Here is a 14562-nt window from a genome sequence, read left to right as displayed (position 1 = left end):
ACGGTTTCAGACCGGCGCTACGCGCCCAATGGATGGCGTGCGTGATGCACGACATCCTGGGCCTCCGGTCGCTCGCTGGTGCGCCGGCCCTGTTTTCGGGGTATCGCTCGATCGTCACCCACCCCGCCTTGGCCGAAGCGCGTATCGCCCTGCGCAATCTTCGTCTTCTCGGCGTCAACATCGAATCCGAGGCGCATCTCCAGGAAGCAGTGACCGAAGCCCGGGCCTGGGAAGAGGATCACTCGTCCGCGGACGATTACGTCGAACCGCCGTTCGAGATTTCGACTGACCCCGGCACCGGCTTTGCAATCCGAGAGCGGGTTAGACGCGACGACGCACGTCGCGCCGGCATGCTCGCCTCCTTGTTGGGCGTGCTGCCCCACGACGTCCAGAAAACGCCGGTCGCAGACCACACGCGTCGATTCCGCTTCCGTGTCGACGGGGACACCGGGCCCGATGTCATCTGTGACACCCGCGAGATCGCCACCTTGCCGCGTCCGCCTGAGACCGCCCAGGTAATGCGGGAACGCGCGCCGATCCGCGTGACAATCGCCGAGCTCGAGGGCGTCGCTCGGGAGCTCGACGAAGAGGATGCGCGCGATCCAACCCGGGTACCTCGCAATTTCTTTACGCGTTTGAGGTCGGAGCAGGGCGAAGCGGTGTTTTCGGTGCTTTCGCCGCAAGGTGCGGGGCTGGCGCCGACGGATCGGATCGAACTCGACGATGTGAGCCACATGATCGGGCTTCCCGGCGCGGGCAAGTCGACTCTGATCTTCCTCCTGGTCGTCCTTCTCGCCCGGCGCGGCCGGCGCGTCACGCTGCTCGTGCCGTCGATCGAATTTGCCCTCGCGCTTGAAGCAGACCTCACGCGATACGCGGTGCCGACGGCGCTGCTCGTCGGCCAATCGCCCGATGCGCGCAGACGACATGCGACGCGGCTCGCTGAACGCATCGCGACGCTCGACAGCGGCGGTTTCGGCCAGACCGCGGCCGGGGCGGAGCTGCTCGGTACCCGCTGCGCTCTTGCGGGTTTCGTGTCGGTGCCGCCGCCCGGCTTCGAATTCCCGCATGGTCGGCCGCCCTGCAGGTCGCTGCGCCAGGCCGCGATCAAGAAGGATGGGAAGGAAGGTAAGGAGGGAAATAGACTCTGTCCGCTCGCGGTCGCGTGCGGCCGCCAGCGATCGTCGAGGCGGCTGGCTGATGCGGCTGCGCTAGTTCACATCGGGCACGTGATCTCAACCGAGGTCGTGGCTTCTCCGCATTTCCACACGAAGCGGATGAGGGAGTTCGAGATGCTGGCCCGCACTAGCGATCTCGTGATTATCGACGAGGTCGATGGCGCGCAAGCGGCACTGGACCAGAAGGGCTTCGCCGAACTCGATCTCTTCGGCTCATCGGATTCCTACGAATCCATTCTTCTGGACGACGTCTTTGACCCGGTCGCTTCGGGGCGCGGCTTCGCGGTGTCGAACTCGATCGAGAACTACACGCTGGCCTCCAACCGGTTCATGCGCCTTAATCGAGGACTGCGGGCGCATCTTCTCGAGCGTATGGTCGAGGAGGGTGGGGTGCTGTCGCGGTACAAGGACGCTTTCGTCACGGGCAATTCGATCCTCGCCAGCATGTACCTCAATCCTGAGGTCGATGAGGAGGAACACGGCAGTGTCAGGTTCGATCTGATTCGGCGCCTTTTCGAGCAGTTGGTTCGCTCGGTCCTGACTTCCGGCGTCGGAGGGGATGGCGAGGACGAGCTTTCGGATCTCGATCTGGAGCGCGTCGCGCGGGATCTCCACGTTGAGCACGCGGCGCTGGTCGCTGCTGCCACACGCTTTCGCGATGCGCTCCTGGCGCTGCTAAATGCCCGACTGGTCGAGCGGTTTGCCGAGTTTTACGACCAGATGCAGGAGGCATTCTTTGGAATCCTTCCGCCACGCGCGGAGCTGGATCCGCAGGAGGCACGCATTCTTTTTCGCTTCCTGGTCGAAGTGACGACGGTCGTGCTGCAGTTCCTCGCGCTCGTGCCGGCGCAGTACGCTATGATTGCCGAAGGCGTGCATACCGAGCGCGTGTTCGGGCAGGGCGTTTCACTCGATATGCGCCGTCACCTGCCGGAATCACTGATCGGGCGGCTTTCGGGCATCCGCTTCTCGTACGAAACCGATGAGCGCGGCAAACGGAAGCTGGCTCTGCAGTACCTGTCCTTCGCCGGCGTGCCCCGTCTACTGCTGTACCACCTGTCGAAGATGCTGACGGAGGACGGGATCAAGGGCCCGGCCGTGTTGCTGGCATCAGCGACAAGCTATCTGCAGCCAAGTCCGAGCTATCACGTGTCGGTCCGGCCGAATTACGTTCTTCGCCGCGAGGGCGAGCGCGAGGCTTGGCGCGACAGCGTTTACGCATTCCGGCCCGTTCCGGATCCCGACCGGCCCGGAGAATTCGTCAGGGTCAGCGGCGCCGGCACGGAGCGCGATCGCCGTCACGCCCTCCAGCTTCTTACCGACCGATGGTTCGGCGGGGCGGACCCCTACGTGCGGCAGTTACGGAATGACCAGTTCGATCGGGGGCGTCGGACCGGCATCGTGGTGAATTCCTACGAGCAGGTACGCTTCATGAAGGCGCACCTGAAGCGGACGTCGTCCTCGGCTCACCGCGTCATGGGGGTTACGTCTGACATCGCCATGATCCCGCTCCAAGAGCGCGCGGAATGGGTCTCTGCCAGCCAGGTGGAGATGCTAGGTACGCGCGATGACTGGGACGCCATCATCTTCCCGATGAAGGCCATCGGCCGCGGCGTGAACATCGTGTTCCCGGACGGTGATCGCGTGCGCGACGCCGTGTTGGGTTCGATCGCGTTCTTCGTCAGGCCGCACCCGACCGCGGACAGCCTTGCGTTCACCGGCGGTTTGGCCGGTCAATTGGCCCTGCAGTTCGACCAAAGGGTTATTCCTCCGGACGCCGACATCCTGCGGCTGGCCCGTGAATGGCGCAGCGCCCGCGACGACGCGCTGGACTCGCTGCGGCGGCTGCTGCGCCGGCCGCAGCAGATGAGCCGGCTCGGACCAATGATCCGGCCGTTCGTCGCCGACGGCATGGTCGATCTGCTGCAGACGATCGGTCGTGCCATGCGCAACGGTTGCAAGGCACGGGTCTTCTTCGTCGACGCTTCCTTCGCGATGAATTCGACGAAGAACCGGCGGGACAGTCAACGCTCAAGCATGATCGTCGCGATGCGCGACGTTCTGCAGGAGCTTCTCTCCTCCGCCGATCCGGCAGAACGCGAGATCTATCGGCTTCTGTACGAGCCTTTCCTGCATCCGCTGCGGAACTGCGCCAATGTGATCTTCCCGGAAATGGATCCCGAATGACCGACGAAGAGACGTTGTTCGTCCGTTCGTATGGGGATCAGACCATCCTCGAGAACGCGTTTGTCTGGCGGGGACTGCCTCCGTCGACCCCTTCGCCGGTCCCGCCGCTGCGCTTCGGTTGGGCATCGACCACGAGGGATCTTCTCAAGCGCATTGCGCGCAATGCCGTCGAAACGAAGAAGGCCGAGGGGAAGGAGCTACCGTACTCAGACTTGAGGGCCGCGCTGCAGGCTCGACTCGCGGGTCTGGTGCTGCTCGACAGCAGGTTCTCGCGGGCAGACGACGCGCCGCTATTCGCTGCGACCGGCGAAGTGGGAGAGATCGAGGACGCGGCGCACCGTTCCTTTGCGGCATGGATTCAACTAACGCTTCGGCCTTGGGCAGAACGCCTCGGCACGGACTGCGGAGATATCGATCTCCTCGAAGAGAAGGGGAGGCGGCGCGAACTCTTCGCAAAACTTCCGGCGCCGCCGGTGCCAGAGCCGACGAACGTTCCAGACGCTCTGCGATCCGATTTCCGGCAGTACGCTGACGTTCTGCTCGCGATCGTGGCCTCTAGTCTCGAAGGCACCGAGCTCTTCGAAGGGCTGGGACCTGTCCACCGAGTTCTCGATCGCGAATACGGAAATTCCATCGCGTTCGAGACGTGGCCATCCGCATTGGCGGGCGGCGATGACCTGTTCTCGATGGTGGCCCTCGTTAGCGTCGAGACGCGGCCGTCGTCGCGCCTGCCTTTTCTAGTGATCAAGGCGGCGAAGCGCATCTGGTGTCGCGAATTTCCGCCGGCCAACCGACTATCTGGACGACGGCGGATTTCAGTCCGCGTACTCGCCAGGAATTCACCAGCTCGGGCGGTAACATTCTCGGTCAGGCTGGAAAAAGGTCTGCCGAAAACGCAGCTAAACGCTATCGTCTATGAGGCAAGCCGTGATTCCGGTGAATCCTTCGTCGAGGATCTGACATCATTGGTTGCGTCGCGCGGGCGCGCCCCAGATCTCTTCGTCGGCGTGCCGTTCCGGTACGGGTATAGACCCGAGCCCAAGATCGCTGCGGGCGTGACCTTGCAGGACCAGGTCGATCTCTTCCGCAAGGTTCAGGAGCGGATCGGCGCCCTCGGGTTTCAGGAGCCGCGGCTCAGGGAAGTCAACGCGAAAATCAAGCGGCCCAAGGAATCCCATGATCAGGCGACCCTGCATAACCTGATCAACCATCATTTCGGGCGGGTGGAAGAGCAGGACGTGCCGGCGCGCGTCGAGGAATTGTTCGGCGCTCCGGAGAAGAAGAGGCGGGGCCGCGAAGCTCCAGCTAAGACGGTGCCTCTTGAACCGCTGGTACAGGCGAACCGTGAACGGCTCGACAAGGCATTCGGCAAGGATGTCCCTATCGACTTGATGTTCGTCTGCCGGCGCGAGGAGGAGGGGCGCCTCTTCGCTTCCGTCGTCTCGTTGATCTTCGGAGATCGGGTGAACGTCGTCCGTCACGCGATGCCCGCCGGGGTGCACGGCACCCGCCAGCAACTGGACGGCGACGTCAGGAATACCAGACTCAAGAGGGCCGCGGCCCGAAGGGCGGCGTGGCTGCCGCTGGCTGATCGGATCCGCTCCGGGTTTCCCCGGGCGCCCGTCATCATCCAGGCTGCGCTCAAATACGACGGTAAGGACGAAGACGAGGTCAACAAGAGCGTCGGCCGAAATACGCTCGCTACGGTCGCCGGCAGCAACGTCCAGTATCTGCTTCCGCCAGCGGCTGGCCATGCTGCTGAATACATGCACCGCATCCAGGCGGCTCTCTATGATCTGCTGTTCGGTCACGCGGGGCTCGGACCGGTTCCTGCCCCCATCGTCGAAGCCGCTTTCGTCGATGCTCCTCGGCCGCGCACGATCGTCGGCATTTCGATCGTCTCTCAGGCCGGCTCCCGGACCGGTCGCCCCGAGGGAGCGACCATCGCTGCCGCGATGAAGACCGACGTCGCCACCGGCCGGATATCCGGAAGACTCGGTTTTCTGCGCAACGGCGCGATGGATACGGGAAAGTTCGAAGCCCTTTCGAAGACCCTGGTAGCCGTCGCCGCTTCCGGCATCACCTCTCTCGGAGACAAGCAGCCCGAGCGGCGGTCCAATTTTCTGGCGTTCGTGCGCCGAGTGGTGGACGAGGTCGCAGCCGAAGATCCTAACGCGCTGGTGCTCGTGGATTCCACCTCCGCCCGGTCTCTGTGGCCGTGGCTTTCCGACGAGAACATTTCCTCCGACGTTTATCTCGAGGACGTGGCCGCCGCGCCGCCGTCCTCGTGGAAAGGGATCCGCTTCGTTCGGGTCAGAGAAGGTGCCGCTGGGCGGCTTTCCGTGCTGACCGAAAGAAAGTGGACGCCCGTCACGCGCGAGGGTGTACCGGTCGCTGATGCCGTGGAGGAAGCCTACGCTACCGCCGCGGAGCGTCTGATCGAAAGCCTTCCGGAAGGGAACGCGCGGGCGCGCCACTACCTGACTGCGCATGGATTCGACATGCGCAATCGCGGAGCTCGGGGGCAGTCCGTTTATCGCGGCAAGGCCGGTTTCCAGAAATTCGGAGCCTCGACGCCTGCAAAATCATCAGTCGGGAAGAAAATCCTAATGCGCCGGGCGCAGGTCAAGCCGTGGGACATGCCTTCGAGAATTCCCGTTACGCTCGAAGTGACTGTGCTCCCTTCGCAGGCGGGCGACGAAGACGCCATCGCCGCTTTGGTTGCCGGTCTCCGTAACGGCTATGCCCACACCGGTGACGGAACCTTCCTGCCGGCTCCTCTTTCGTTCAAGTCGAAGATCACCGACTACATGGACCAATACGGCACCGGCGCCGTCGAGGACGAGCCCGAGCCGGATCCGATCGACGACGGCGACGATCGTCGTGACGAAGACGAAACGGTCGACGTCTCGGCCGACGTGATCGGCTATGCCGAAACCCGGCGGTGGTTCGAAGGCACTGTCGACGTCGCCGGAGACGAGATTCCGGATTTCGAACATGAGCCTGAAGAGCCCGTCGACCCGAAACCTCAGGTCCGCGCGCAGGACCCTTCCGTGCTCTTGCGCCTTCCGAAAGCCCAACCATCCGCTGTCGGGCCGGTTGCGGACACGTCAATCAAGGTACCAGCGATGCTCGAAGCGCCCAAATCAGTCTCCGCCGCCGAAAGCACTAGGCCGGACCAAATCCCCCTTGAATTAGAGGATTTGGTCACGTTGCTGCGCAGCCCATCGGCGCCGTTGCCGGTGTTCGCCACCGAAGAGTTTCTTTCGAAGGCGATTCACATAGTGCCCCGAGACACGCGGCTCATGCACGAGGATCGCGAGTGGATACGCAAGGCGACTGGTTATCCCTGGCCCGAGGAACGTCCCTCCGTCGACGACATGCCTCGGCTCTATGAGGAGGCGTTGAGGTATCCCGCGTTCGCCATCGTCTTCCAACATCAGTTCTTCCCGGACGACAACAACAGGGGAGGTCGCGGGTTGCCGATGAACCAGATCATCGTCAAGAACAACGACGCCTGGAAGCGCGTGCGGAAGATGGGATCTATCCCGAAGGGCGTGAGCGGAGTGCCATTTCTGCGCATTCTGCATTGTGTCCAGAACGGATGCGAAAAGGACCCCCAACTTGCCGAGGCCCTCGGTCTGCCGGGGCACGATGCGTGGGGCGCGAGATGCTCGGCGGCTACGGACGGACTGGAAAAGCTGGAGGCGGAAGGAGGCGATTGGGCCGACCTTGCCAAATATTTGCGGGCTGTGTTCGGTCCTTTCCGACAGTTCGGTCCGGACCGGACCATCGGGGAGGTCATGGAAGAGGTCGTCATTCCCCAGGCGATGAAGCAGGTGCAAGTCAAAGCGGCTCAAGCCGTGGAATCGGCCGAACTTGCACTCTCAGCGAAAGTGCCCGAAGCCGATCTGCCCGTCATAGAGGAAGTCGAGAATTCCCGCGAGCCGGTCGAGGATCGCTCCGCGATAGAAAACGCTTGGCGCTCGGAATGCGAAAGGCTCGTGGCCTTGGCGGGCGCCGTCTCCTCCATCGAACCCATGGAGGCCGGCGACACCATCGATGCCATCAAGACAAGCTTGTCTGTCTTGGAAGATTTGAAAGGCCGGGCGGCGCGTCTAGTGCCCGCGAAAGTGTCGACTGCCGAGCTACACCTCAACCTGCAACGCCTGACGGCCAAGGCGGCGGATTCCCTGAACTCGTTGCTCGGCGAGTCGTTGACCGCTCCCCATCTTCTTTCGCGGCTCTTTCATTTGCCGATAGAGGCCAGCGAGTCCCAGCTCGCTGCCGCAGAGTCCTTCCGCGCTCAAGCCGAGGCGGCGATGGCGGAAGCGGACGAGGGGGCGGAGAATATCAAACGTCTCGAAGCGACACTTCCCCTGAAAGCTGCTCGGGCGCAGGCGGTCGCGTTAGACGAGGATAGGGAACGAGCGTTGCAGCGCGTGCTGGACTACGTCGGCGCGGCCATCGATGTCTTCCTGGACGAACCCGATGCCGAAGCTTCGACACCCCCGGCTTCAAGCAAGCCAACCGTCGCAGTGCCGATCGAGAACGCTTCTGCTGCTGCCGCGGGACCGCCTGCCGCTTCGGCCTCGGTCCTGCTGCAGCCGACAGAAATCGTGGCGCCCTCGCCTCCGGAACACCTCGGGGATGTGGGAATGCTCGATGTGAACGTCGTCGACGAGTTGCCGGCAGCGTTGCCGGCGCCCGAGGTCGTCATCGACGCAACGGAAGAAGTCGCGGAAGATCCGCTGCTGAAAGAGATATCGGAGCGCTTGGATGCGCTATTCGCCGCCGGCGAATTCGGCTTGGCGTATCACCTCAGGCGCTGCGCGAAATCGGTCCTGCCGCCGTCTCCGGACATCTACACTGAAGACGAGCTCCGGCTCGCTGCCGCCGATGGTCGTGCCATGGGGCTTTCCGGCCAAGACGTTCAGTTCCTGACGACCGCCAGAAGCGAGGCCCTTTCCGTCGCGCAATCTCTCGCCGGACTCGATGACGACAGGTCGATCGCGCGACTGACGATGCTGCTCGCAGGCGCGATCCCAGCGGCTCTCTTCCGCCCGGACGACGGGGCCGCCGTGTCGCTGGTCGACACGATCACGTCGGCGAAGCCGTTCGAACACTTGCGCGGGGCCTACACGATCGTAGAGGAAAATCGGCGCTTCAACTTCCCACTGACCGCAGCAAATCTCATGGCCGTCGAAGCCCATGCGCGGGAGAGTTCGTTCGTCGGCGATGCCGTTGCATCGATCAAGGACACGGTGATCGGACTACGATCGACCAAGTTCCGCTTTCAGTACGGCGAGCGGATCAAGGCTGAGCTGCTGCAACCGAAAGGACTTTTAGGCCGCCTCCTGTCGAATCTGACCGACACAAGTCATGACGTCGCCCGCGAGGTCTCTGAGAAACTCCGCAACAGAGAGGAGATCCTCCGTCTTGTCGAAACCATCGACCCGGACGGATCGACCCAAGAGGTCGATCTGCAGGCGCGGGAGCGGATATTCGCCGCGCTCTCCCGGGTTGGTCAGCAGTGCGCCGATCTGGTGAGGGCGCTCGAAGGGTTGGCGGCCCTTCGGAAGTCGGCGCAGCGGCTGGAAACGGTCAAACGGTTGCGAGATAGGGCACTTGCGGAGATCGAGGCGGCGTTGGCGAACCCGCGAGCAGAGGCGCCGCCTTTGACCGCCGCCGCAGCCATGCACTCCCTTGCCATCCTGAGTTCGATACGGGATATCCTCAAGGGCCGTTCTTCCTCGGACCGTAATGTGCCGCCTCTCGCGGTAGGACTCCACACGCCCTTGCTGTGGCTGCCAAACATGACCTGGACCGGCGGTTGGACGCCATCTCCCTACAACGAGGAGCGGATTCTCCAGGAGATTATGAATGCGAAAGTGCCCTTGAAGGGCGCCGACCCGGCCGGGGCGGTCGTGAGCGCGTTCGAAGCCCGACGGGCGGAATCGGCCTTCGTGCCGGCTTACATGCTTGTCAACGTTGCGCATTGGTTCGGCGTAAGCGAAGCGACTGCGGAATCGTTGCGGGCCAAGCTCGATGCCGACCGCGAGACAAAGAAAAACCAGGTCAAGTCGCGTCTCGCGACCGCCGAACGCATGATTGAACGTATGCGTCGGATGGCGGTGGGGTCGCTGGATCAGTCGGCCAGGCTGAAGGAGACGTTGTCGACCATCAATCCCAACAACCTGCCCGCCGAGTTGTCGCCTTCGTTCCTGCCGGAGACCCTGGCGGGGGATCGTGTCGAGGACTTCAATTCGGCGTTCGCCAGGATCCGCGAGGTCGAATCCGAAGCGCAGCGTGAGTTCGACAAGAGCGCTGCCGAATTCGCCGGCAGGATCGCCGTCCTCGACGAAGAAAAGAAGTTGGACCGGCAGACCGGTATCGAACTCCGCAATCTGCTGGAGCGCCGAGAGTTTACCACCCTGGCCGATTGGCTGAACATGCTTCGGACGGGAGCGCCGCGCCGCCAGAATCTTCCGAGCGGAACTCTCAATGTGCGTCTGGCCGAGTTCAATAGGTTGCTCCCTCTGCAGCAACTCTCGGCTGTCGACCTGCTGCAGGCGGCAAGAGCCATGGACGAAGGGCGAGCGTATGGCCCGCTCGACTACAGCCATCTAGAGCCCGAGCAGCGCCAGCAGGCGGCCAACATCGCTCGCAGTTTGTTGCCTGCGCTAAAGCGCCATATCAAGGCGGCCTCCGGGTCGCAAATGAGGGAAGCGCTCCAAACCGTCGTCTCGCAGTTACTTTTCGAAGTTACGAAACTTGACGCCGACGAGGTGCTTACGAAGGTGAAACAGCAGGTCTACGTGTTCGACGCGAAGGTCAAGCTGCCCTCCGTCGATTTCAAGTCACTGCTGCTGCCGGAATTCGGCAGCCTTACGCAGGGGGCATGGCGGATCTGCGTGGCTACTTCAACTACGCCGCAGCCGGCTTTGCTGGACTTGGCAGAGGGCGCTGCGCCTCGCGGTGTTCTTCTGATCTACCTCGGTGCGCTGAACCAGGAACGGCGCAAGAATCTGCGGCTAGAGCTGTTCAGGCGCAGGAAATCGATGCTGGTCGTTGACGAGGCTCTCGTTACGGTTGCGCTCGCGGACAAGTCGGACCATCGAAGGGCCGTGCTCGAGATCGCCCAAGGCTATTCGGGTGCCGACCCCTACCGGGACTACAACCGGTCGGCCGTTCCTCCGGAAATGTTCAAGGGCCGCTCCTGGGAGAGGAGCGCCATCGAGCATTCCTTCGGCTCTCATATTGTTTTCGGTGGACGGCGGCTCGGCAAGACTGCACTGCTGCGGCAGATTCATGCCACGCCACCTGCGAATGCCATCTTCGCCTACGTCGATGTGGATTCCGTGGTGGACGCGTCGAATGCGTTCGAACAGATGTCCCGCCGCATCTCGATCTTTTCCGCGCCTGTTAGGAGCGAGGACGAGTTCATCGCCACGATTACGACTTGGCTAGACGAGGACGAACGGCGTCGACTGCTCCTGCTGATAGATGAAGCCGACAATTTCGTTCGCTCCGAGAGTGAGACGAACTTTCGGTGCATCCGCGCCCTGCTCCGGCTTATGGCAGATACCGGAAACCGCTTCAAATTCGTGTTGGCTGGCCTACACAATGTCTCGCGCGCCGCGCGTACGGACAACTCACCGCTCGTTCACATTTCAAACAATCCGTTGAAGATCGGGCCGCTGCTCGACGAAGACGTTGACGACGCCGAGTTTTTGGTTCGTGGGCCACTTGCCGCCATGGGCTTCGAGTTCGAGAAGCGGGAGGACGCATGGCGTATCCTGAGCTTCACGAACTACTATCCGGTTCTCATCCAGGTATTTTGTGAGGAGCTTCTCAGGATCATCCACGATCGAGTCGAGCAGACCAATCGACTGCCAGACCTGATTTCGACCACGCTGGTTGAGCAAGCACTCGAATCCGCAGACGTCAGGGGCAAATTGTTCGCGACGTTCGAGAAGACGATCAACTCCATCGAAGGCCGCTACGAACTGCTCACTTACATCCTGGCTGCGCGCGAATTGGTAGACCATGGCTCTGGAATGTCCGCTGAAGGCATGACGCCAGCAGAAGTGGCCGAGCGGGCGACCGAATACTGGCCGGCGGCCTTTCCCCGTGGGAGTGAGCCGATCGAAATCGAATACTTGCTCGAAGAAATGGAGGGGTTCGGGATCGCCCGGCACACGTATTCGGGTGGCTTTGCTCTGCGATCCCGCAGCCTCCTCGAGTTGATGGCTTACGATGAAGCCGATTTGACGAGGAAGCTCGAGCAGTACCGCACTAAGCGGCGGCCGGATCGCATTTTTGATCCGAAGAACAACCGGCGAATTCTTGCGAAGCCGCTTTCCACGGTTGATAGCAACGGCCATCTGTCGCCTTTGACCAACGGTCAGGAGGCAGACCTACTTTCTCCCTTCGCGCCCGCTGCGGGGGTGAAGCCAGACGGCTCGCCCATATCGACGAGCGCGCACGGCATCGGTGTGGTGTTCGGCACCGAGTACGCCGGCGTGCGGTATGTCGAGGCAGCTCTGATGGATGCCGAGCGGACGAGAGACGGCTTGGTTGAGGTCGAGCCGCGCACCTATGAAACCAAGAAAGACCTCTTCGACGACGCAAAGCGCCAGTCGCGTTCCGGTAAGCCCCGTGTGCTGGTGGTTTCTTCAAAGACCCACTGGCGGTCCGACTGGATCCTCGAAGCGGAGCGGCTCGGGCGCGTCCGGAAGGGCGAGGTGAGGATTGTGTTTGTCGGAGACCAGATCCATGCGTCCGCCTGGTCTAAAGACACCGCCTTGCTGAAGCGCATCCAGCCGCAGATCAAGCTCGCCAGGCTTCGTCCGGTGACGCGCTCGTATCTAGGAGGCCGGCTGGAATCTCTTCAGCTATCTGGCGATCTAGTGGATCGCATTCTCCAGGCCACCGGTGGGTGGTCGGAGACTGTCGGTCCATTGCTCAGAGCCATATCAGATCAACCCAGCCAAGCTTCCGTATTGATCGATGTTGAAAAGCAGACGGTGCTGGGCTCGCCGGGGCTGTACGACCGACTGGGCATCCCTGCCGAACTCGTCTCATTTTTCCGCGAACTTGCGCAGTACGCGGATGGATCGGTGATCACGTACAGGGATTTTCAACATCTTTGTACAACCGATGGCCGGAAGATCGTCCCAGGAGTCCTAGCGGTCTATTGTGATGTACTCGGAATCATCTCGTTCTCGCCGGATCAGTCGGGCAACCGCGGCCTTCACAAGGTCGACCTGAACCCGCTGGTCCACGCCGCTCTGCTCCGGTCGGAGTGAGGCCATGGAACGGGAGGTGTTGTGGTGGTCGCAGGCCGGTCCGTCGAGTGTTCTCGGGAAGATCGCGCTGGCTGTCTCCCGGAAGGAGCGGGTTGTCTGCATTTCGTCGCCCTATCCTAGAATATCCGGCTTGACCGCAGCGATCGAGCGTAGGCTCCGGACCGAGCTTTCGCTCGACAGCGTGTCGATCAATTTGACACCGGAGGATCAATCTAAACCGATCGCACATCTGCTGGCGGGTTTCCTGGACGTCTCGGCTGTCGAGATCGGCACGGTGGCCGATTTCGCCGTCCATCCGCAACTTGTCGACAGGGTCCTGATTGTCGACGGTCTCGATCGGACTCAACTACGGCGGTGGAGCTTGTTCTTGCGCCAGCTGATGGCGGTACCGGCGGAGGAGACCGTGGTCGGACCGGTCGTGATCGTCCTGTTGCCGACGGAGCTGACCAGGGAGGATCGCTCTGCACTCTGCGGCCCCGCAAACCTTATCTCGACCATGGGGATATGCGATCGGTACGACAGCGCGAGCTACGCTGCCGCGATCGGCGCGCGCCCAGCGCAGGGGTTGACCTCGCGCGTCGGGCACGCGGCGGCTATCGAGGTCGCGGCGTGGTCGCGCGAGATGTTGGAAGAGATGGTGAGGTGGGACGCTGCAGATCAGATCTCGCCGGTTCCGCTGCTCGATAGGATCGCCGCAAAGAAGCGCTATGCTTTCCCATGTTGGGAGAACGGCCTGGTCGACTATTGGGACGATGAACCGGCTGCGCACGCGGCAGCGGCCTTGCAATACGGATACGTAGACCACGTTCGTCGACGCATCTGGAGCGCCCAGGCGAGCGTTCTGCTGCCATTTACTCAGCGCGTTCTGAGATCACTCATCGCGCGATACCAGCACTTTTTGGCGAAGCAGGTGTCTCCGGAGAAACCGTACGTCAGGACGTTCAACGGGAGGTCCAAAACGACGACAAATCTCTGGAAGCTTGAGTTCTACGACTTAAGGGAATTCACGAAAGATCTTCTATCGCCGAATGAGGCCAATTTGTTGGGCCTCGCGAGCCGCACGCGCAACCAGGTAGCACACTTTGACTTGATGGAACCGGATGATGTTCTTCGGTTCTCCGACTACTACGAAGCAACAATCGGGGACGTCGACTTCGACATCCCGGGCTGGAACTGGCCGCGTTGCGGGCAGAGCATGACGCTCACCGTCGGTCCTTCTGGAGCCGGGAAGTCCACCTGGTCGGCCGCTCAGGGGATTGAGGTAGTCTCTTCGGACGAAATTAGGAAGGAACGGAGTCCCGATGGCGAAGTGCCTGGTGTGCAGTCCGACATATTCCACGAGGTTCGGGTCCGCAGCGCGAAGGTCCTCAGCAACGGCCGATCGGTCATCGTGGATGCGATGCACATCGAACCGGATGATCGAGTTCGCCAGTTGGCGATAGCGCCCGCTGATGTTTCGAAGAAGTATGCGCTTATCGACCGGCCCCTTGCCGACAAGCAGCGCGACGGTGGTTGGAGAGGACAGAAGGAGCTTGTTGAAAAGTATCACCGCCTGTTTGTCGATCAGGCGGGTGCTGTACTGACGGGGGATGGAAGAATCGACGTCGAGGTCATCGATCTGCGTGTGCAAAAAAATGAAGGAGCCAGCGGTTAGTTTCCGATCCCGGTGGCGTCCTAGGCAGACATGAACCGCAGGCGGTGATGGTCCTAAAGCCAGAGCGCTGCATCTGACGTCCCGGGCCGCGCCGGCTTCATGGAGACGACCGCCTCGGCCCAGCTATCCAGGGATGCGTCGGCCTTCCGGAATGGCGCCGCGCGGTCCGGATCATCGAGCATGATCTACTTCAGTGTCTGCCCCTCTATCGAATCCTTGAATGCAACCTGAT

The 14562-nt window shown here is 62.1% G+C and carries 3 protein-coding genes; all 3 read left to right on the top strand.

Translation table 11 applies throughout. The features are described 5' to 3' along the window. The first annotated feature begins 44 nt into the window (after positions 1 to 44). From XH84_RS23910 to XH84_RS23900, 3 genes are read left to right on the top strand one after another with little or no spacing between them, the layout of a single operon-like run. Complete coding sequence (locus XH84_RS23910) at positions 45 to 3365, top strand: hypothetical protein (protein WP_128921301.1); 3321 nt, start codon at positions 45 to 47, stop codon at positions 3363 to 3365. Next, the gene (locus tag XH84_RS23905) at positions 3362 to 12676 is read left to right on the top strand and encodes an RNaseH domain-containing protein (protein WP_128948504.1); all 9315 of its coding nucleotides are present in this window, start codon (positions 3362 to 3364) and stop codon (positions 12674 to 12676) included. Before XH84_RS23910 ends, XH84_RS23905 begins: the two co-directional genes overlap by 4 nt. A 4-nt stretch (positions 12677 to 12680) precedes the next feature. Beyond that, positions 12681 to 14330, top strand: coding sequence for an AAA family ATPase (locus XH84_RS23900; protein WP_128921303.1), 1650 nt, complete (start codon positions 12681 to 12683; stop codon positions 14328 to 14330). Positions 14331 to 14562 lie beyond the last annotated feature (232 nt).

It is taken from the genome of Bradyrhizobium nanningense, assembly GCF_004114535.1.
In the GTDB taxonomy this organism is placed as follows: Bacteria; Pseudomonadota; Alphaproteobacteria; order Rhizobiales; family Xanthobacteraceae; genus Bradyrhizobium; species Bradyrhizobium nanningense.
Note: the sequence above shows the minus strand (reverse complement) of the source record. Positions and strands in the feature narration are given on the sequence as shown.